Here is a 20,183-nt window from a genome sequence, read left to right on the forward strand (position 1 = left end):
ACGCAGCGGTGTGAGACGGGCATTCTTGTGGATGTTCATTCGGACCCTCCGATGGATGCTGAAGCGTGGTAACTCCAGTCTCCTCGGTCCGGTCCGAATGGACAACCTCTCGAAAGCTCACACCTAGTGCCGGCAGTGGCACCGCTGTTGTCCGTCGACAGGTCCCGCGCTTGCTCGGTGCGACCAACAACCTTAAGCGCTAGGGCGTAACCTGACCCTGCAAGATCTCCTCACCGACTATAAGGTGCGCCTCACGATCTGAGACGATGGGACAGGATGGCTAAGGAGGTGCGCCGTCTTGCATGCCCCGCCAGCGAGGCGAACCCTCTCGGCTACGCGCGCCACCAGCGACGCTCCATATCGTCAGGCCTGCGTCTCATGCTCAGATGAGCCGGTATTTGGCTCTCTCATCAGCAAACCGAGAGAGCCCATGCCAAGACGGAAGCAAGCAAGACGAACGAGCGTCAGAGATATCCTGCGCCTGACCCATAAACAGGGCAGTCCGGTGGGCCAAGGTGGCAGAGCAACTGAGGTTCGGCAAGACTTCGGCTTCCACCTATCTGCGGGCGCTGGAGACGGGCTGTCGTGCAGGCCCTGCATGCGGCTTTGAGGACGATGCGATGTTGAAACACCGTCTGTTGCGCCGAATCGGCCGTCGGCCAAACGTTGGGTCGTCATCAGGTTCTCGACAGCTTCCCGGTGTCAAATCCAAACCGTGGTCGGCGATCCCCACCAGGGTGGGAAGGCAGCGCTGATATAGCCGAACGTCGATCAAGTCACGATCAACGATTGCCTCATGTCACATGCCCTGCGGGACTGAAAAACGGAGAAGAACATGTGCGATGCAAAACTGAAGACCGTGCTTTCGCTTTTTTCGCCGGTGGCCAGCAAATTAGATGCTCTCTCGTCCAACGGACCAGCGACGGATGCAAACTGCGTTAAGCTAAATACGAACGAGAACCCGTTTCCGTTGCCGAAGAGCGTAATGCAAAGTGCAATTGCTGCGATCGAACACCAGTATCTTTATCCGGAAGACGACAATCTCAGCTTAAGGGCAGCTGCCTCCGATGCTTACGGATTTTCCAAAGATCAGGTGATTGCCGGCAACGGTTCGTCGGAGCTGCTCGGACTCATCTACAGAGCTTTCCTCGCCCCAGGAGATAGAGTGGCAATGCTGTCGCCCGGATTTTCGTTCAACCGTAAACTTGCCATGTTGCAGGGTGCCGAGTTTCTCGAAATCGCATCGAGCGAAGCTCATCCCCTGCCGATAGAAAAACTGCTGTCCGGCCCCGCAAAAGACGCGAAGTTCATTCTGTTGGCTAATCCGAACAATCCGACCGGAACATTCGTGCCGGTGGCCGAAATCGAACGCCTTGTGGAGCAAGCAGATCGCTTGGTCGTCTTGGATGAGGCCTACGTTGACTTCGCACCCGACAATGCCCTGCGCCTCGTCAATAGACATCCGAATCTTTTGATCTTGAGGACTTTTTCAAAGAGCTATGCTGCCGCTGGCGTGCGAGTCGGCTTCGGTTTCGGTCACCCAGAAATCATTGGCAGGCTGCGCAACATCCAGAATGTCTTCAACATGAACGTGATCGGGCAGGCGGTCGGGAAAAGCATTCTTGCGCATCGCCACGCCTACGAAGAGAACCACAGGCACATCAAGCATGAACGACAGCGAGTGACCCTGGCGCTGTTGCAACTTGGCTTTTCCGTAACACCCTCCCACGCAAACTTTTTGCTGGCCCGTGTGCCGGCGGGACAGGAGGGCTCATGCTGGCAAGCCGCGTTGAAAGAGCAGGCGATCCTCATCGCCAGCTTTCCTGACGTAGATTTGAAGAACTGTATTCGCGTCAGCATTGGCACCACAGAGCAGATGGACAAATTCCTTGCTGCCGCCGAACGCGTCTGTATGAACTTTAAGAAGGATCGCGGTGCTCACAAGCATGAAGTCGATTCACATTAAGCATCAAGTAATGATATGTCGTGAGCTATGATGATTAGCGAATAAATATAGGTAATTTGGAGAACAATTAATTGAAGAAAATTTCCGCTTCGGGCCTGACCTTCGGCATCTTCGATCATCTGGACGAAAACGGCGATGACATCGCACAACAATATGCAGATCGGCTGAGCCTAGCAGAAGCGTGCGATGGCTATGGCTTTTATGCGTATCATCTCGCCGAGCACCACTGTACGCCGCATGGCAGAGGTCCATCACCGAATTTGTTCTTAGCGAGCGTCGCCCAGCGAACCCGCAGTCTTCGTGTTGGTCCCATGGTAATGCTACTTGCGCTCTATCATCCGCTGCGTGCCTTCGAGGAGATCTGCATGCTTGATCAGTTGAGCGGCGGCAGGCTTGAACTCGGCATAGGGCGCGGCTCTGCTCCCACTGAATTGGGATACTTCGGGGTTGCTGTAGAAGCAGCACCAGAACAGTATGCGGAGGCCAGTGAGATTCTCATCAATGCGATGAAAGGCGGGACGCTTTCTTATCAGGGCCGCCACTTTGAGTTGAAAGATGTTCCGCTGACGTTGAGACCTCACCAATATCCCCGTCCGCCGACATGGATCGCCACCAATCGACCCGAGCCGGCTAGCTGGGCCGCTGCGAATGGGGCAAACATCGCCTGCGTCGGACCTTCCACTTCTGTTCGCAGCGTTACCGACGCGTTCCGCGCCGCCCGAATTCACGATGCTGACATTGGCCAGCAAGCGCCATTTCTTGGATTGCTCCGAATGGTGGTGATAGGGCGTTCTGAAACAGATGCGTATTTGCTCGCAGCACCTGCCTATGAACGATGGCTCAATAGCTTCAAATTTCTATACGAACTAAATGCCATTTCCACTCCACCAAACTTGCCTTTGAACTTCGATGCAGCAATTGAAAGTGAATTGTGCGTCGTGGGAACGGCAGATTCTGTCCGAAAAGCTCTCCTTGATCAGCTGGAAGAGGCAGGTGCTAATTATCTTCTGTGTCAACTGGCATTTGGGGATTTGCCGCTGGATGCCTCACTATACACCGCATCGGCCATTGGATCCGAAATCATGGCTCGAGTTGCCGCATCGTGAATCCGTCGTGTGATTGGAGGAGCAGCGGCAGCGCTGCTCCTCATTGCGAAACGGTTGTGGGGGCCGGACTCCTGTGTCAGGTGTAAACCATTGGAGCACGTCCTATCTGATCCAGGTCATATCCTGCGGCTTTGAAGTAGTTGGCACATTCGGCTGGGGTGAAGAGGTCGACGACCGCGCCGAGGCGTCCTGACCTTGCCCCTCTGATCTAATCCGGTTTGAAGTTCGTTCTGGCCCATCCAGAGGACCAGGACATGAAACGCAGCCGCTTCTCTGAAGAGCAGATCATCGGAATTTTGAAGAAACACGAGGCCGGGGTATCGGTTGGCGATCTGTGCCGCAAGCACGGGGTCAGCGACGCCTCGATCTACAATTGGAAGGCCCGCTTCGGCGGGATGGATGTCACCGAGGCTCGGCGACCTGAAGGCGCTGGAGGACGAGAACACGCGCCTGAAGCGGCTTTTGGCCGACGCCATGCTCGACAATGCCGCGTTGAAGGACCTTGTGGGAAAGAAATGGTGACGCCCGCCGCCAAGCGGAAAGCTGTCGCTCGCCTGAAGGAAGGCTTCGGGATGAGCGAACGGCGGGCGTGTAAAGCCATCGGCTGTTGCCGCATGACGGTTCGCTACCAGACCAGCAGGCCGGACGACCGCGAGGTTCGCGAGCGGATGAAGGCCGATCGCGCAGGAGCGTCGCCGGTTCGGCTACCGGCGTCTTCTCGTGATGCTGAGGCGGGAGGGCCTGGTCGTGAACCACAAGAAGCTGTTCCGGCTCTATCGGGAGGAGAAGCTCGCCGTCGCCGCCGTGGCGGCCGCAAGCGGGCGATCGGGACCAGGGCGCCGATGCTGGTGCCGCTGAGGCCCGACGAGCGCTGGTCGCTCGACTTCGTATCGGACCAGCTCACCGACGGGCGCCGCTTCCGCATCCTGGCCGTCGTCGACGACTGCACGAGAGAGTGCCTCGCACTCATCGTTGATACGTCTCTCTCGGGCATGCGGGTTGCCCGCGAATTGGACGGCTCATCACCGAGCGGGGCCGGCCCAGGATGATCGTCAGCGACAATGGCAGCGAGTTCACCTCGAACGCCATCCTCTCCTGGGCGGATCAGAACCGCGTCGAATGGCATTACATTGCGCCCGGCAAGCCGATGCAGAATGGCTTCATCGAGAGCTTCAACGGCCGACTGCGCGATGAACTGCTCAACGAGACGCTGTTCACCTCGCTGGCTCAGGCGCGCGTAGCCATCGCCCTGTGGCACGCCGACTACAACACCGCGCGGCCGCACTCCCCCCTGGCAGACCCCGGCCAAGTTCGCCAGCACCTTCAATCCGCGACGGTCGCTCGCGCTGCGCTATGCCAAAGGCTCCGCGCCAGCGCCCGTCGCTTCACCCGCCCAGCAGGGCACAACCCACGCCGGAAACGAACTCAAAACTGCTGGGGCAACGTCAGTCCCATAGAGCCTTGATGGTTATCTCGGCCTTTGCTCGCAGCAGCGCCTTAGGTTGGGCGAAGGCGTTCTCAATCGGATTGAAGTCGGGACTGTAGGGCGGCAGTTAGAGCAGGCTCGCCTGCGGCCTCAATCGCGCCGCGCAGGGTTCTCCAGGCGGATGTCGCCAATGTCAAATTTGCTGGCATCCATGTCGCCCTCGCCAACCGCACAAGCGAAGGCCAGAAAGCCAACATGTGTTCTGCGGCTTAATTAAGAGTCAGCCGATGTCGGCCGAACATCACCTTGTCTCGAAGTCGACGATCGGACAGCAGGTTGCGAAAGTTGGCGCGATGCGAAACAAACTGCTGAAGCGCTCAACTTTTATTGATCACGCGTGTTGGACGCGACGCACTCCCGTTCCAATCGGGCTGAGCGCAAATTCTCCCGGTTCACAAAACTGAGTCGCTGGAGTAGTGGGGGCGCAGAGAAATCTCCGGTCGCAGCCTTACCCGGTCAAAACAAGGATACCAATGATGAAGACTCTCGCCGTCTGCTCTGGCGGATTGGACTCCGTTTCCCTTGCTCACATGGTGGCAGCGGAGCACGAACTCACCGGCCTTCTATCTTTCGACTATGGCCAACGGCACAGGAAGGAATTGGGCTTCGCCGCTCTTTGCGCGCAGCGACTGAAGGTCCCGCACCAGATCATCGACATCGGCGAAATTGGCCGTGGCCTTTCCGGCTCAGCGCTGACTAGCAGTATCGACGTGCCGGACGGCCACTACGCCGAAGACACGATGAAGATTACGGTGGTGCCGAACCGCAATGCCATCATGTTGGCAATCGCCTTCGGTCTCGCCGCCGCCCACAGCGCCGAAGCGGTGGCGGCGGCCGTGCATGGTGGGGACCATTTCATCTATCCCGATTGCCGTCCGGCCTTCATTGAAGCTTTCCAGACAATGCAAGACCGCGCGCTCGACGGCTATGCGCAGATACGCCTCTATGCACCGTATGTGAATCTCGGAAAAGCTGACATTGTTGCGGATGGCGCAAGATACGGCACCCCGTTTGCTGAGACCTGGTCCTGTTACAAGGGCGGCGTGCGTCACTGCGGACGATGCGGGACCTGCGTCGAGCGGCGCGAAGCGTTCCATCTCGCCGGGCACGCTGATCCCACCGACTACGAGGACGCCGATTTCTGGCTTGAGGCGCTGCGCAGGAGGCGCGCGTAATGTTCCACATCAGCAAGGAATTCCACTTCTCGGCCTCGCATCAGCTCACCTCCTTGCCTCCCAACCATCAATGCGCGCGCCTGCACGGGCATAACTATGTCGTCGTAGTGGAGCTGTCGGCCAAGGAACTGGACGCCCACGGCTTCGTGCGCGACTATCACGATCTGGCGCCGCTCAAACGCTACATTGACGAGAGCTTCGACCATCGGCACCTCAACGACGTGCTGGGACATGAGAAGGTCACGGCGGAATGCCTGGCCAGACATTTCTATGAATGGTGCAAGGCACGTCTGCCGCAGACCGCGGCCGTGCGCGTTAGCGAAACACCGAAAACTTGGGCGGAATACCGTCCGTGACCGACATGCATCCCGCAATCCGTGTGAGCGAGATATTCGGGCCGACTATCCAGGGCGAGGGCGTGCTCATCGGCTTGCCGACGGTGTTCATCAGAACCGGCGGATGTGATTATCGCTGTTCATGGTGCGACAGCCTTCACGCGGTGGACAATCAGTATCGCCATGAATGGCTACCGATGCCGATCGATGCCGTGTGGCAAACCGTCCATGCGCTTTCCGGCGGCAGGCCGGTTATGGTCTCCTTGTCAGGCGGCAACCCGGCCATTCAGCCGTTCGGTCCCCTCATAGAACGAGGCCATCGCGAGGGCTATCGTTTTGCACTGGAAACGCAGGGTTCCGTGGTGAGGGAGTGGTTTGCGGATCTTGACGTGCTGACCCTTAGCCCAAAGCCGCCGTCCAGCGAGATGACGACCCGTTGGGCTGCGTTTGATGCATGCCTCGAAGCGGCGCAAGAGAAGCCGCAAATCGTGCTCAAGCTCGTCGTTTTCGACGAGAGTGACTATGCCTACGCCAAAGAAGTCGCGGCGAGATATCCGCACCTTCCGATCTATCTGCAACCCGGCAATCACACGCCGCCGCTCCCTGGCAGTGAAGACGCCTCTGTCGACTTGGACGGAATAATGATGCGAATGGAATGGCTTGTCGAAAGGGTGACTAGCGACAGGTGGTTCGAAGCCCGCGTGTTGCCGCAGCTGCACGTTCTGCTTTGGGGTAACAAGAGGGCGGTCTAGTCTGTGGCTTGCGTCGCACCGGAAGGCCGGGCTCCAACGGCTTGGCAGGCTCTCTTCGCGTGCCGAGTACAGCCGAGCTTTGTTCGCGTCAGCGGTCTCGCGATTGTGCGGCTGGAAACCGCCCGGACACCCCGCTGCCGGCGTGTGTCACCTTGACTCCGATGAGCTGTCGTCACGCAAAGTTGAAATCCGCAAGAACTGGCCTTCTCGCCCCACCTGCTCCGTCGCAAGCACGTCATCCCCTCATCCTTGTCCAGCTCTTATCGATGTATCTCATTGTCCGGCCTGACGCACGACTGTCAGCATGGGAATGCATCCATTGCGCAAATGCCTTCCATAAAGAAGATCGATTTCCTCATTGGCCCAACGTGAAATATAGCAACGTTTTCGTGGCGTGGGTCGGCTGCGTCGGGAGTAGCGATGAAAACGTATTGGGGTCGCCTGCGTCTCCTTGGGCAGCGAGTGTAAAGTATAGCGATGCGGCCTCCGGCGCGAACGGCAGCCGCGCAGTGATCACCTTCGCCTGTGCCTTTGCGGCGGGGGTCAAGCGCTGGTCTGCTAAAATTTTTTATCGTTTAGCTGGTTGAAACTGCCCCCGTTGCGGGCTGCAGAAGCCGGCCAGCCGAGAAACGGCAGCCGCACTTATGAAAGCACGCCAAGGCGTGCGGGCATCTATCAGTTGCAAAGGACAATACTGGCCGCGCCGATTGGCCATCACGCGTCCATTAGGGCAGCCACCAACATCAGTTCGCAAGAGGAGCAAAAGTAATATGTATCGTCGTCACCTGATCAAAGGGTTGGTTGCGCTCGGCGCATGCCGGATTTGCGTTCAAGCCGCCCAAGCGACCAGTGCCCATTGGGGGTACACCGGTCCGGTCGGACCGGAGCACTGGGCTGATCTGGATAAGGAAAATTTCGTATGCTCTGCCGGCACGCAGCAATCGCCGATCAATATCAACAGCGCGGTCAAGGCGGATATCCCGCATATCGCCATCGGCTGGCACAAGGGCGGCGGCAATATGGTGAACAACGGCCACACCATTCAAATCAATATGCCACAAGGCAGCACGCTGACCCGCGGCGATCGTGTCTACGAACTGGTACAGTTCCATTTCCATGCGCCAAGCGAACATCACGTGGCGGGCAAGAGCTTCCCGATGGAGGTGCATTTCGTTCACAAGGACACGCAAAGTGGTACTCTGGGCGTGCTGGGCGTCTTTTTAACGCCCGGCGCGACAAATGCCAGCTTTGCTGCCCTTGCTGCGGCCTTTCCCGAACTGCCGAATGGGGAGGTGACGATCGACGAGGTGAATCCCAACTGGCTTCTGCCAGCCTCGCTTGGCTATTGGACTTATGAGGGCTCACTGACGACGCCGCCGTGCACCGAAAACGTCGAGTGGATGGTGGCGATGGAACCGGTTGACGTTGATCCGGCAGACATCCAGCGATTTGCCTCACTCTACCCGTCGAACGCGCGCCCTATTCATTCACCCAATCGACGCTTCATCCTGCGCCAGAGTTGAGCGCCGCCCCAGCGGTTCCGCACGGTCCAACATTCTTGGCACAAGTTGGCGCGAAGCCTCCTCTTCCGGTCTGGCGGTCTGACGGCGCTCCCCAAGCTGGCTAGTCTAAATGATAGGGATTCGGTGCCGACACCACTCGTCCCAAATACGTCGCGGCGAGGTTTGTCTGCAACCCGGCAATCACACGCCGCCCCGCCGTGGTAATGAAGACGTCTCTGTCGAGTCCGACGGAATATGATGCGCATGGAACCGCTGGTAGAAAAGGTGACCAGCGACAGGTGGTTCGAAGCCCGCGTCTTGCCGCAGCTGCACGTTCTACTCTGGGGTAACAAGAGGGTAGTGTATACCTTCTCCTAGCTTCGCCGCCAACTACTCGGTTTTCCGAATTGCTCTCTATATTCTTGAAGACGATGCGTTCGTTAAAGACATGTGCTGCGCACCTGGTGTAAAAGCTGCTCTCATCATGCAGAGGTCAAGCCAGTCGGGCTCATCCGAGGCTATGGCCGTGAGCACTGTTCAGTTCGGCAGAGAGGGCGCTTTTGTACACACTTTGCGATCGTGGCGGCCCCGTGGGCAGATCTGCAAGCTGCCGCGACACTAACCTCTCGAAGCCCGCCCGCCCGCCTTTCGTGCAGCTTCCTCTGAACAAAACCACCGCTCGCCCTTCAATAGGTTGATGCGTGTCTCCCAGTAAGATTCCTGTCCAAGAACGTGATAATCTTCTTGCCAGTGTTGTAGCTGATGTTGCCCTTGATGCCGCAGCCTACCGCGGCGGGACCAAACTCAATGGCAAGCAGGCCGGCTAGGATCGTGCAGCCAGTCGCGAGCCTCGCCCACAACGGGGTCTCACGCGCATGAGGGCGCCGACCATGGGTTCGGCGGTTCATACGCGTATAACACGTATCTTTCTGAAAAAATCAATGCTCTCGGCTAAGCTACTGAATTATTTGGCTTCCATATAGCGCGTCGGCGGAACCAACTTGTAGACGGGCTATGAAAGGTTAAGCGCGGATGTCTATCGGCCGCCGGCGTTCCCGCTCTGTAAGCCTGCCTGAACTACCCGCGCCGCGGTCAAGCCCCAGGCTCCTGCTCATCCAGCGACCGCCCGATCAATGGCAGGCTGGAAAGACAAGAGCCGATGTCTTCCGATGGTCTCGCCATCAGCTTTGGGCTAACTTCCCCATTCTCCCGCTTCGAGCTCGACACACGGCGGTTTGGATGGCGCACGACAATCTGTGTCGGCTTTGTCGTGTCCGTGACAGACGCCTGAAAGGCCCGTTCGCGCGTTTTGCCGCCGTCTAAGCGGCTGGAATTTAATGACAAAGTTTCTTCTGGGATCGGCCGATCACGCTGGTACGCTTTTTGCGATGCTTGGTGTGAGGCGGCACGAGCTGCCTATCGGCACTTGTGTCGCGGGCAGTCGCGATAATTAGAACGAAGGAAGGAAAGCTATTATGTCAGGTCTGCGTCAGATCGCCTTTTACGGAAAAGGCGGCATCGGCAAGTCCACCACGTCCCAAAATACGCTCGCTGCCCTTGTCGACCTCGGGCAGAGAATCCTCATCGTAGGATGCGACCCCAAAGCCGATTCCACACGCTTGATCCTGAATTCGAAAGCTCAGGATACCGTCCTGGATCTCGCCGCACAGGAAGGCTCGGTGGAAGACCTCGAACTCCAGGACGTGCTCAAGGTGGGCTACAGAGGCATCAAGTGCGTGGAGTCCGGCGGCCCCGAGCCGGGTGTCGGTTGCGCCGGCCGCGGCGTCATCACCTCGATCAATTTCCTCGAGGAGAATGGCGCTTATGACGATGTCGATTATGTCTCCTATGACGTCCTCGGCGACGTGGTATGCGGCGGCTTCGCCATGCCGATCCGCGAAGGCAAGGCCCAGGAGATCTATATCGTCATGTCCGGCGAGATGATGGCGCTCTATGCCGCCAACAACATCGCCAAGGGCATCCTCAAATATGCCCATTCGGGCGGTGTGCGGCTGGGCGGGCTGATCTGCAATGAACGTCAAACCGACCGCGAACTCGATCTGGCCGAAGCACTGGCTGGCCGATTGAATTCCAAGCTCATCCACTTCGTGCCCCGCGACAACATCGTCCAACATGCCGAACTCAGGAAGATGTCGGTGATCCAGTACGCGCCGGACTCAAAGCAGGCAGGGGAATACCGCGCTCTGGCCGAGAAGATCCACGCCAATTCGGGCCAGGGTACGATCCCGACGCCGATCACCATGGAGGAGCTGGAGGAGATGCTGCTCGACTTCGGCATCATGAAGACCGACGAGCAGATGCTTGCCGAGCTTCACTCCAAGGAAGCGGCGAAGGCGGCGGCCCAGTAGTGACATTAGCGCTGCCATGAATCGGCGCGCCTTGCAGAGAACGGCGCCTATTCTTTGAGGCGTCACCCAACCTTGAAAGGGGGACTCATGAGCCGGGAATACGAGAATGACGGTGCTCTTCATGCGAAGCTTATCGAAGAGGTGCTGTCGCATTATCCCGACAAGGCGGCGAAGCGCCGCAAGAAGCACCTCAACGTCGCAAAGAGCGGCAACGAGGCTGGCGGGGAAAGCGAGGTCCTTTCCGAATGCGACGTCAAATCGAACATCAAGTCCATTCCCGGGGTGATGACGATTCGCGGCTGTGCATATGCTGGTTCGAAAGGCGTGGTGTGGGGGCCAGTCAAGGATATGGTCCATATCTCGCACGGCCCGGTCGGCTGCGGCCAATATTCTTGGTCGCAGCGCCGCAACTACTACGTCGGTACAACGGGCGTCGACACGTTCGGGACAATGCAGTTCACCTCCGATTTCCAGGAGAAGGACATCGTCTTCGGCGGCGACAAGAAGCTGGAACAGATCATTGACGAGATTGAAGTCTTGTTTCCGCTCAACAACGGCATCACCGTGCAGTCCGAATGCCCTATCGGCCTGATTGGCGATGACACCGAGGCCGTTTCTCGCAAAAAGACCAAGGAGTATGACAAGACGATCGTGCCGGTACGCTGCGAGGGCTTCCGCGGCGTCTCGCAGTCGCTTGGCCACCACATCGCCAATGATGCAATCCGGGATTGGGTCTTCGACAAAAAGGATGTCAAGTTCGAGGCCGGCCCCTACGACGTCAACGTCATCGGCGACTACAATATCGGCGGCGATGCCTGGGCCTCGCGCATACTGCTTGAGGAGATAGGGCTGCGCGTGGTTGGCAACTGGTCGGGTGACGCCACACTCGCAGAGATCGAGCGCGCCCCGAAGGCTAAGCTCAATCTTATCCACTGCTACCGGTCGATGAATTACATCTGTCGGCATATGGAGGAAAAGTATGGCGTCGCCTGGATGGAGTACAATTTCTTCGGTCCCTCCCAGATCGAAGCCTCTCTGCGCAACATAGCCAAGCATTTTGGGCCGGAAATCGAGGAGAAGACCGAAAAGGTCATTGCCAAGTACAGGCCGCTTGTTGATGCGGTCATCGCCAAGTACCTGTCGCGCCTGGAAGGAAATACCGTGATGCTCTATGTCGGCGGCCTGCGCCCCCGCCACGTCGTCACGGCCTACGAGGACCTCGGCATGGTCATCGTGGGCACCGGCTATGAATTCGCCCACAGCGACGACTATCAGCGCACCGGCCACTACGTGAAGAACGGCACGCTGATCTACGATGACGTGACCGGCTATGAGTTGGAGAAATTCATCGAAGGGATTCGCCCAAATCTGGTCGGCTCGGGAATCAAAGAAAAATACCCGGTGCAGAAGATGGGCATACCGTTCCGCCAGATGCATTCCTGGGATTATTCAGGCCCGTATCACGGCTACGACGGCTTTGCCATTTTCGCACGTGATGTGGATCTCGCCATTAACAACCCGGTCTGGGACCTATTCCACGCGCCTTGGAAAAGAAGCCGGGGCGATGAGCGGGCGATGGCTGCCGAATAAACATTTGCTTCAGCCCCAGTCTCCCACTGAGACGGTGAACTCCCGCGGCCTCTGATCCGCCGGAGCCTGGAACGTCTTGACGTCCTGAGCTGCCGTCCCGCGCAGCCAGATGCAAAAGAGGTAATCATCATGCCGCAGTCGGCTGAAAAAATTCTCGATCACGCTCCCCTGTTCCGCGAGCCGGAATACAGAAAGATGCTCGCTGAGAAGAAGCTAAACTTCGAATGTCCGCACCCCGATGAAATCGTTTCCGATCAGCGCGATTTCACCCAGACGTGGGAATACCGCGAAAAGAACCTCGCCCGCAAAGCGCTTGTCGTGAACCCGGCCAAGGCCTGCCAGCCGCTGGGTGCGGTATTCGCTGCCGCCGGCTTCGAGCGAACCATGTCCTTCGTCCACGGCAGCCAAGGTTGCGTCGCCTATTACCGCTCGCACCTGTCGCGCCATTTCAAGGAGCCTGCCGCGGCGGTCTCCTCCTCAATGACCGAGGATGCGGCGGTGTTTGGCGGCCTGAAGAACATGGTCGACGGGCTCGCCAACACCTACCAGCTCTACGACCCCAAGATGATTGCCGTGTCGACGACCTGTATGGCAGAGGTCATTGGCGACGACCTGCACAGCTTCATCCAGAACGCCAAGGACGAAGATTCAGTCCCGCGCGACTTCGACGTGCCCTTTGCCCACACCCCGGCCTTCGTTGGCAGTCATGTCGACGGCTATGACAACATGGTCAAAGGCATTTTGGAGCACTTCTGGAAAGGTCAGGAGCGTACGCAAATCGAAGGAACCATCAACATCATTCCGGGCTTCGACGGCTTCTGCGTCGGCAACAACCGGGAGCTCAAGCGCCTGCTCGATGTAATGGGCGTGTCCTATACATTGATCCAGGATGCCTCTGACCAGTTCGATACGCCTTCGGACGGTGAATACCGCATGTATGACGGGGGCACGAAGATCAACGAGGTGAAGAAGGCCCTCAACGCCGAGGCAACGCTTTCGCTGCAGCATCACAACACCCGAAAGACACTGGGCTATTGCGAGGAGGTCGGGCAGGCGACGGCCTCGTTCCACTATCCGCTCGGCGTTCAGGCGACGGACGAATTCCTGATGGAGGTCGCGGCGATTTCCGGCAAGGAGATTCCCGAGGCAATTCGCCTCGAGCGCGGCCGACTGGTAGACGCCATGGCGGACAGCCAATCCTGGCTGCATGGTAAGAAATACGCCATCTACGGTGATCCCGACTTCGTTCACGCAATGGCCCGCTTTGTCATGGAGACCGGCGGCGAGCCAACCCATTGCCTCGCCACCAATGGCACCTCGGCATGGGAAGCCGATTTGAAGAAGCTGCTAGCATCCTCGCCTTTCGGCAAGGCTGCCCAGGTTTGGGCGGGCAAGGACCTGTGGGCGCTGCGCTCGCTGCTCTTTACCGAGCCGGTGGACCTTTTGATCGGCAATTCCTACGGCAAGTACCTGGAGCGCGACACCGGAACGCCGCTGATCCGGCTGATGTTTCCGATCTTCGATCGGCACCATCATCACCGCTTTGCGCTCTTTGGCTACCAGGGCGCGTTGCGCGTGCTGACGACGATCCTCGACAAGATCTTCGACAAACTCGATCGCGAGACGAGCGAGACGGGTGTGACGGATTATTCCTATGACCTCACGCGCTAAGAGCCGTGGCCGGCTTTTCGCCGAGGCCATTCCTTGCCCAATGGACTGGGGAGGCTGAGCGATGTCCTCCCTCAGCGCCAAAATCAAGGACGCCTTCGATGAGCCCGCCTGCGATAAGAACCGTGGCAAAGATGCCAAGGCGCGCAAGGAGGGCTGCTCGAAGTCGCTGACACCAGGGGCGGCAGCCGGCGGCTGCGCCTTTGACGGAGCCAAGATCGTCCTGCAGCCGATCACCGACGTTGCGCATCTGGTCCATGCGCCGCTCGCCTGCGAGGGCAATTCTTGGGACAACCGTGGTGCGGTTTCGTCAGGGCCGACCTTGTGGCGGACAAGCTTCACGACCGACCTCACCGAACTCGACCTGGTGATGGGGCAGGGCGAGCGGAAACTCTTCAAGGCGATCCGCGAGATCAAGCACACATACGCGCCGCCGGCGATCTTCGTCTACTCAACTTGCGTAACGGCGCTGATCGGTGACGACATCGAGGCCGTGTGCAAACGCGCCACGGAAAAGTTCGGTTTGGCCGTGGTGCCGATCAATGCGCCTGGCCTGGCAGGCTCCAAGAACCTCGGCAACAAGCTCGCCGCCGAGGCGTTGCTCGATCATGTCATCGGCACGGTCGAACCCGACGACCCCGGGCCCTACGACATCAACATCCTTGGCGAATTCAACCTCTCGGGCGAATTCTGGCTTGTAAAGCCGCTCCTCGATCGGCTCGGCATCCGGGTGCGCGCCTGCATTCCCGGCGATGCGCGTTACCGCGACATTGCTTCCGCGCACCGCGCCCGGGCGGCAATGATCGTGTGCTCGACCGCGCTGATCAGTCTTGCCCGCAAGATGGAGGAGCGCTGGGACATCCCGTTCTTCGAGGGCTCCTTCTATGGCATCTCCGACACATCGCAAGCTCTTCGCAACCTTGTCAGGCTGCTGGTGAGGAAGGGCGCCGATCCGGAGATCCTCGAGCGCACGGAGACGCTGATCGCGCAGCAGGAGGCGATCGCGTGGAAGAAACTCGAATCCTACCGGCAAAGGCTCCAAGGCAAGCGCGTGCTGCTCAACACAGGCGGTGTGAAGTCCTGGTCGGTTGTCCGTGCGCTGATGGAGATCGGAATCGAGATCGTCGGCACCTCGGTCAAGAAATCTACGGTGCAGGACAAGGAGCGCATCAAACAAGTTCTCAAGCACGACAAGCATATGTTCGAATACATGGCTGCGCGCGAGCTGTACGCCATGCTCTCTGAACACAGGGCCGATATCATGCTGTCGGGCGGTCGCACGCAATTCATTGCGCTCAAGGCCAAGACGCCCTGGCTCGATATCAACCAGGAGCGCCAGCACCCTTATGCCGGCTATGCCGGCATGGTGGAACTCGTACGCCAGATCGACCTCGCCATTCACAATCCGGTCTGGTCTCAGGTGCGCCAGCCGGCCCCGTGGGATTGCCAGCCTGATCTAAAAGACGAACTGCCATGCACGAAGAAGGAGTCCGGGCACCTGTTCGATGAATTCGCCGGCGCGACGGCACACGAGTTCAGCGAGTGTTGAGGCGACCGATGGCCCGCATCCTTCCCCAGACCAAATCCGCGGCGGTGAACCCGCTGAAGTCGTCGCAGCCGCTGGGTGCCGCCTTTGCCTTTCTTGGGGTCGACGGCGCGATGCCGCTGTTCCACGGCAGCCAGGGATGCACAAGCTTCGCGCTCGTGCTCTTCGTACGGCACTTCAAAGAAACGATTCCATTGCAGACAACAGCGATGGATGAGGTGGCGACCATCCTCGGCGCTGCCGACCATCTTGAAGAAGCCATCCTCAACCTCAAGAACCGCACGAAGCCAAAGCTGATCGGGGTGTGCACGACCGCGCTGGTGGAGACGCGTGGCGAAGATTGCGCGAGTGATATTGCGAACATCAAGCTGAAGCACACGCAAGAGCTTGCGGGTACGGAGGTCGTGCTGGCCAACACGCCGGATTTTGACGGCGCGATCGAAGAGGGCTGGGCCAAGGCAGTCACCGCAATGATCAAAGGGATTACAGGCTCGGGCGAACGTGCGCGGCAGCCGAAGAAGATCGCGATCCTGCCCGGATGCAACCTCACTGTCGCCGACATCGAGCATATGCGTGACATGGTTGAAAGCTTTGGGCTCAAGCCGGTTATTCTGCCCGACATTTCAGGCTCGCTCGACGGTACGGTTCCTGACCGCTGGGTAGCGACCACATACGGCGGCACCAGCGTCGAAGACATTCGCGAGTTGGGCACGGCCATGCAATGCATCGCCATCGGTGAGCACATGCGCCGCCCGGCGAAAGCGCTGCACGGGTTGACCGGCGTGCCTTACGTGTTGTTCCAGTCACTGACTGGGCTGCAGGACACGGACCGCTTCGTGTCGCTGCTGTCTGCGATTTCGGGCGCGGCGGTACCGGCCCGCGTGCGCCGGCGCCGGGCGCAATTGCAGGACGCGATGCTCGACGGACATTTCCATTTCGGCGGCAAGAAAATTGCCATCGCTGCCGAACCAGACCAGCTGTTCCAACTTGCGACCTTCTTTGCTGGCCTCGGCTCCGAGATAGCCGCGGCCGTCACAACGACCGACAGGTCTAAAATTCTCGAGAAAGTCCCGGCGGTTTCGGTTCAGATCGGCGATCTCGGCGATCTGGAAAGTCTTGCCGTCGGTGCTGACCTGCTTGTCACGCATTCGCACGGGCGCCAAGCATCGGAGCGGCTCCGAATTCCGCTCATGCGCATCGGGTTCCCGGTCTTCGATCGACTAGGCAGCCAGCACAAGCTCGCAATTCTCTATCAGGGCACCCGCGACATGATCTTCGAGGTCGCCAGCATCTTCCAGGCCAACCAACACGCGCCCACTCCTGAGGCGCTTGATCCACTCCGTAATCGAGAAATATCACGATGAACGCTGTTCGCCGCCTCTCGCTGGTCAGTAGTGAGGTTTTCGCCCCGATGCCTGAACGACGTAAGGGCGCATTGCGCGTTGCGATCGCCACTCAGGACATGCAGGACCTCAACGCCCATTTCGGGTCGGCCAGGCGCTTTGCTGTCTACGACGTGACGCGCGAGGAATGGAATCTCGTAGAAGCCGTGGCCTTCGATGACGTGTCCGATGAAAGCGGGGAGCATCGGGCCGAGCGCGATGATCGCATCACGCCAAAGGTGGATGCGCTCAAGGGCTGTCAGATCCTGTTTTGTCTGGCAATTGGCGGCCCTTCGGCAGCCAAGCTTGTCGCGGCAAAAATCCACCCGATCAAAGTGGCGGAGCCCCAATCGATCCCACAGGTGCTCTTGCGCACGCAGATGATGCTCAGGACGTGTCCTCCGCCTTGGCTGCGCAAGGTGCTGGCGCGAGCGGGCATTGCCGAAAAGAAACCGTCCTTCGAGGACGAGGACTGAAAAGAGGAGGACGCCAATGCCTGACCCCGCAATCCCCCCAGCTGTCGCCGAAGACGAGGCGGCTCTTTGCACCCCGTTCGTCAAATGCCTCGTGCGGCTGATCCGTTCTCAGGATTCCTATGGCTCGTGGGAACGCAAAGCGGACGCTGAGCTGCTGGGCGACTTCATCATTACCAAGGAACAGCGCCGAGGGATCCCAATCATCGGAGATCCCGATCCCGACGTGCTGTGGAGGCTCGACAAGTACTACGCCGCCATCGGGCTTGCGATCGAGGAGCGCTGCGGCCTTATGGCATCGCCGATGATCCAGGTGAGCCATGAGGGTTTTGGTCGGGTGCTTTTCACGACCGGACGGCTGGTCGTTTTGTCCAAAACGCTGCGCGATGTCCACCGGTTTGGCTTCGAGACGCTCCTGAAGCTCGCCACGGCCGGTACGAAGCTGGTCGACGATGCGATTTCAGTCATCGAAACCTTTCCCCACGTGGCGCTGGCATGATGGGCGCGATTTTCGAGAAAGGCCATCATGACGGACCCGAGAAACTATGTTGGCCAGTCCCCTCGATCCAGGGACTCGAGGCCGACCAGGTTGTTGGGGTATCGCCGATGAAGAAGCCGCTGGTCCTGATCTGCTCGCAAGATGCCGAGTTCTATCTGCTCTACAGCCACATACTGGAGGTTGACGGTTTCAGCAGTGAGACGGCAGACGGCGCGAAGGCTGCGCTGGCCTTGGCCGAACAACGGGAGCTTCAGGCCGTAGTGCTGGATTGCGACCCAGCCAGCATAAACGGGTCCGCAATTTGCGCCCACCTCAAGCGGGAACCGCGCACCACCGACCTGCCTATCATCGCCCTGATCGCGCCTGGCGCCGAGCACCAGCACCTCGATCTCTTGAAGGCAGGCGTTGAGAGCTTTGTGCGGCCGGTGGCTCCGGCCAAGCTGCTCGACTGCCTGCGGGCGAGGCTCGGGCTGACCAAGCGTGGTCCGAACGGGGTTGAAAACGACAGTTGGATTTGTTGTGGAGGCCTGGAGATGAAGCTCGATGCCCATCGGGTTCGCGGTAATGGCCACGACATCCATCTCGGACGGATCGATTTCAACGTGCTGCGGCTTATGATTGAGGCCCCCGGCAAGGTCTTCAGCCGGGACGAGCTTATCGGGGCGGCCTGGCTGCCCAACATTCATGTCGGTGCACGCACCGTCGATGTCCATATCAGCCGAATCAGGAGGGCGCTGAAAACGGCCTTGCCCGGCAGCGTCATTCGCACCGTCAGGTCGGCCGGCTACTCGCTCGAGAAGCCGGACGACTGAAATCGGTGATCGAACGTGGTGCCGCTCTCTCTTCCTCCTGAGAGCGGTGTTGCCGCTTTGAGGCGCTCCTAACGAAGACCAGGAGAAGCAGGCAAATGGAATTTAAAAGCATATTCAGTGTGACGGGTGCTGATCATTCTGATGAGGACCTCACAACAGCTGCCGGACTGTGTGCCGAGGTCGGCGCGCACCTATCGGTACTCATTATACCGCCTCCATTGCTCTTGATGTCGTCTCCGCCCCCCGAATGGAATACAGGACGTGCACAGGCAATTGCAGTACCGAACTATCGATTTCAGCAAATCGAGAAATTTTCACAGGACGTGACCAGAATGGAAAGACGGTCCGCGGATATCCTCAAAAGGCTGAAAGCTATGTCGCTTTCCTGTGACGTTGACACCGACTATTGCGATCCGGCTAGCCTCGGTGAAGTGGCACGACAGCGGGCGCTCTGCGCTGACCTGACGATCGTTGGAGGAGACCTCCTCAACGATGAGACTCTCGGACCTCCTGTTGTCAACGGCTGCTTGTTCGATAGCGGAAAGCCGGTGCTCATCGTGCCGAAGGGCGTTAAGGCGACGCTGTCGCCTCGACGCGTGCTGGTCGGCTGGGATTCGCGTGTAGAGGCCTCGCGTGCGGTTCGGGAAGCTCTTAGTATCCTATCCGCTGCCAAGGAAGTCTGTGTCGCTATGGTCGATCCAAAGGCGCAAAACAACGGGAAAGGCGCGCAGTCTGGAGCTGACATCGCTGCCTATCTTACTCGGCACGGTGCTCGGGTCTCCGTTGACCTGCTTAAGAGCGCCGGCAAATCGGCGGGCACAGTGCTGACCCAGCACGCGAACGACATCTGTGCTGACATGATGGTTATGGGTGCTTATGGCAGCCGTGGGCTGCGTGAGCGGATTTTCGGCGGTCCGCCGAGCTGGAGCTTTGGGAAGACCACATTGCCGCTGTTTTTGGCTCGCTGATCAGCTCCGTAGGAACACCGATCAGGTCGTAGGACCGCCAACCAGTCCGAAGTCGTCGTCGGTTACCGGTCGGATTGCGGAGACATGGCTGGATCCGCGAACATCTTGCGACGCTTGTCAGAGCCAAACCGGACGCCTCGACTGCTTCACGACGCTCTCGTGAACCAACTCGTGCGAGATCGTCCGCAACGGGCAGTAAAGACGAACGGCTGCAGCAGACCGCAGCCAAGCCACAGGGCGGGTGTACCAGGAGACCCCGCCTCGTGCGCGAACCCTGTTGGAAGGCCCCTTATCAGTACCCGGACGCGCGTCAAATCGGCGGCTGTCCCTGTCAGCCTGCGGTGTGCAAGGGCCGCTGCCGCGGAGCTTCCCCTGCCCGATCGTCGGGCGTGCGACAATGTCGGATTCCAGACGAGCTGGAACTGCGCGAACTCGTTGGTTTGACAGGTCTTTATCCGGCACGCCGCATGCATGGGAGTCTCCGAAAGCATTAAGAGCCGTTATCCATGGTTACGCCCCTCGAAAGAAAGAGCCGCTTCCGTCGTGGCAGGGAA

General features: G+C 59.0%; 15 protein-coding genes and 3 pseudogenes. 17 read left to right on the forward strand and 1 reads right to left on the reverse strand.

Annotation, left to right across the window (positions count from 1 at the left end):
* The first annotated feature begins 835 nt into the window (after window positions 1–835).
* From hisC to EN879_RS00015, 3 genes and pseudogenes are all read left to right on the forward strand, one after another.
* On the forward strand, window positions 836–1,966 hold the full coding sequence (hisC, locus tag EN879_RS00005; protein ID WP_063169376.1) for a histidinol-phosphate transaminase: 1,131 nt from the start codon (window positions 836–838) through the stop codon (window positions 1,964–1,966).
* Between the two features lie 71 nt (window positions 1,967–2,037).
* A complete protein-coding gene (locus EN879_RS00010) occupies window positions 2,038–3,072 on the forward strand; it encodes an LLM class flavin-dependent oxidoreductase (protein ID WP_063169375.1) in 1,035 nt (344 codons plus the stop codon).
* A gap of 254 nt (window positions 3,073–3,326) precedes the next feature.
* Window positions 3,327–4,529, forward strand: a pseudogene (locus tag EN879_RS00015) (IS3 family transposase).
* Here the strand turns inward: EN879_RS00015 and EN879_RS00020 are convergent.
* Window positions 4,524–4,665: pseudogene (locus tag EN879_RS00020) on the reverse strand (transposase); the annotation flags it as partial. The pseudogenes EN879_RS00015 and EN879_RS00020 sit on opposite strands and share 6 nt — an antisense overlap.
* A 369-nt stretch (window positions 4,666–5,034) precedes the next feature.
* Between EN879_RS00020 and queC the strand changes: the two are divergent.
* The 14 genes and pseudogenes from queC (at window position 5,035) to EN879_RS00095 (ending at window position 19,629) form a co-directional block, all read left to right on the forward strand.
* Entirely contained in the window at window positions 5,035–5,733 is a 699-nt protein-coding gene (gene queC / locus EN879_RS00025; protein WP_063170389.1) for a 7-cyano-7-deazaguanine synthase QueC, read from the forward strand.
* Entirely contained in the window at window positions 5,733–6,089 is a 357-nt protein-coding gene (gene queD / locus EN879_RS00030; protein ID WP_063169374.1) for a 6-carboxytetrahydropterin synthase QueD, read from the forward strand. Before queC ends, queD begins: the two co-directional genes overlap by 1 nt.
* Before the next feature lie 5 nt (window positions 6,090–6,094).
* Window positions 6,095–6,820, forward strand: a complete 726-nt coding sequence (gene queE, locus EN879_RS00035; protein ID WP_164548811.1) for a 7-carboxy-7-deazaguanine synthase QueE — start codon at window positions 6,095–6,097, stop codon at window positions 6,818–6,820.
* Between the two features lie 770 nt (window positions 6,821–7,590).
* Window positions 7,591–8,343, forward strand: coding sequence for a carbonic anhydrase (locus EN879_RS00040; protein WP_063169372.1), 753 nt, complete (start codon window positions 7,591–7,593; stop codon window positions 8,341–8,343).
* A gap of 160 nt (window positions 8,344–8,503) precedes the next feature.
* Window positions 8,504–8,700: pseudogene (locus tag EN879_RS39635) on the forward strand (7-carboxy-7-deazaguanine synthase QueE); the annotation flags it as partial.
* A 1,097-nt stretch (window positions 8,701–9,797) separates the two neighbouring features.
* Window positions 9,798–10,691 carry a nitrogenase iron protein gene (gene nifH / locus EN879_RS00055; RefSeq protein ID WP_024505261.1) on the forward strand — a complete coding sequence of 298 codons (894 nt, stop codon included), beginning with the start codon at window positions 9,798–9,800 and terminating at the stop codon, window positions 10,689–10,691.
* 87 nt (window positions 10,692–10,778) lie between these two features.
* A complete protein-coding gene (gene nifD, locus EN879_RS00060; protein ID WP_024505262.1) occupies window positions 10,779–12,281 on the forward strand; it encodes a nitrogenase molybdenum-iron protein alpha chain in 1,503 nt (500 codons plus the stop codon).
* 129 nt (window positions 12,282–12,410) lie between these two features.
* Window positions 12,411–13,952, forward strand: coding sequence for a nitrogenase molybdenum-iron protein subunit beta (gene nifK, locus EN879_RS00065; protein ID WP_024505263.1), 1,542 nt, complete (start codon window positions 12,411–12,413; stop codon window positions 13,950–13,952).
* Window positions 13,953–14,013: 61 nt separating this feature from the next.
* Window positions 14,014–15,498, forward strand: coding sequence for a nitrogenase iron-molybdenum cofactor biosynthesis protein NifE (nifE, locus tag EN879_RS00070; protein ID WP_024505264.1), 1,485 nt, complete (start codon window positions 14,014–14,016; stop codon window positions 15,496–15,498).
* Between the two features lie 8 nt (window positions 15,499–15,506).
* Window positions 15,507–16,859, forward strand: a complete 1,353-nt coding sequence (gene nifN / locus EN879_RS00075) for a nitrogenase iron-molybdenum cofactor biosynthesis protein NifN (protein ID WP_024505265.1) — start codon at window positions 15,507–15,509, stop codon at window positions 16,857–16,859.
* The gene (gene nifX, locus EN879_RS00080; RefSeq protein ID WP_063169371.1) at window positions 16,856–17,353 is read left to right on the forward strand and encodes a nitrogen fixation protein NifX; all 498 of its coding nucleotides are present in this window, start codon (window positions 16,856–16,858) and stop codon (window positions 17,351–17,353) included. Before nifN ends, nifX begins: the two co-directional genes overlap by 4 nt.
* 16 nt (window positions 17,354–17,369) lie before the next feature.
* On the forward strand, window positions 17,370–17,849 hold the full coding sequence (locus EN879_RS00085) for a NifX-associated nitrogen fixation protein (RefSeq protein WP_024505267.1): 480 nt from the start codon (window positions 17,370–17,372) through the stop codon (window positions 17,847–17,849).
* Window positions 17,846–18,661: a response regulator transcription factor gene (locus tag EN879_RS00090; RefSeq protein ID WP_063169370.1), complete on the forward strand. Its 816-nt coding sequence runs from the start codon at window positions 17,846–17,848 to the stop codon at window positions 18,659–18,661. The genes EN879_RS00085 and EN879_RS00090 overlap by 4 nt, the downstream gene beginning before the upstream one ends.
* Before the next feature lie 95 nt (window positions 18,662–18,756).
* Window positions 18,757–19,629, forward strand: coding sequence for a universal stress protein (locus EN879_RS00095; protein ID WP_063169369.1), 873 nt, complete (start codon window positions 18,757–18,759; stop codon window positions 19,627–19,629).
* The last annotated feature ends 554 nt before the right edge of the window (window positions 19,630–20,183 follow it).

Origin of the sequence: Mesorhizobium sp. M7A.F.Ca.AU.002.02.1.1, assembly GCF_003998535.1 — a bacterium.
Classification (GTDB): domain Bacteria; phylum Pseudomonadota; class Alphaproteobacteria; order Rhizobiales; family Rhizobiaceae; genus Mesorhizobium; species Mesorhizobium ciceri.

Bases quoted from the DNA above. Each gene is read 5' to 3' on its own strand.
- EN879_RS00085 (WP_024505267.1), top strand. From the start codon at position 17,370: ATGCCTGACCCCGCAATCCCCCCAGCTGTCGCCGAAGACGAGGCGGCT.
- EN879_RS00040 (WP_063169372.1), top strand. From the start codon at position 7,591: ATGTATCGTCGTCACCTGATCAAAGGGTTGGTTGCGCTCGGCGCATGC.
- EN879_RS00095 (WP_063169369.1), top strand. From the start codon at position 18,757: ATGGAATTTAAAAGCATATTCAGTGTGACGGGTGCTGATCATTCTGAT.
- queE (WP_164548811.1), top strand. From the start codon at position 6,095: ATGCATCCCGCAATCCGTGTGAGCGAGATATTCGGGCCGACTATCCAG.
- nifX (WP_063169371.1), top strand. From the start codon at position 16,856: ATGAACGCTGTTCGCCGCCTCTCGCTGGTCAGTAGTGAGGTTTTCGCC.
- nifD (WP_024505262.1), top strand. From the start codon at position 10,779: ATGAGCCGGGAATACGAGAATGACGGTGCTCTTCATGCGAAGCTTATC.
- nifN (WP_024505265.1), top strand. From the start codon at position 15,507: ATGGCCCGCATCCTTCCCCAGACCAAATCCGCGGCGGTGAACCCGCTG.
- nifH (WP_024505261.1), top strand. From the start codon at position 9,798: ATGTCAGGTCTGCGTCAGATCGCCTTTTACGGAAAAGGCGGCATCGGC.
- nifK (WP_024505263.1), top strand. From the start codon at position 12,411: ATGCCGCAGTCGGCTGAAAAAATTCTCGATCACGCTCCCCTGTTCCGC.
- queC (WP_063170389.1), top strand. From the start codon at position 5,035: ATGAAGACTCTCGCCGTCTGCTCTGGCGGATTGGACTCCGTTTCCCTT.
- EN879_RS00090 (WP_063169370.1), top strand. From the start codon at position 17,846: ATGATGGGCGCGATTTTCGAGAAAGGCCATCATGACGGACCCGAGAAA.
- queD (WP_063169374.1), top strand. From the start codon at position 5,733: ATGTTCCACATCAGCAAGGAATTCCACTTCTCGGCCTCGCATCAGCTC.
- nifE (WP_024505264.1), top strand. From the start codon at position 14,014: ATGTCCTCCCTCAGCGCCAAAATCAAGGACGCCTTCGATGAGCCCGCC.
- hisC (WP_063169376.1), top strand. From the start codon at position 836: ATGTGCGATGCAAAACTGAAGACCGTGCTTTCGCTTTTTTCGCCGGTG.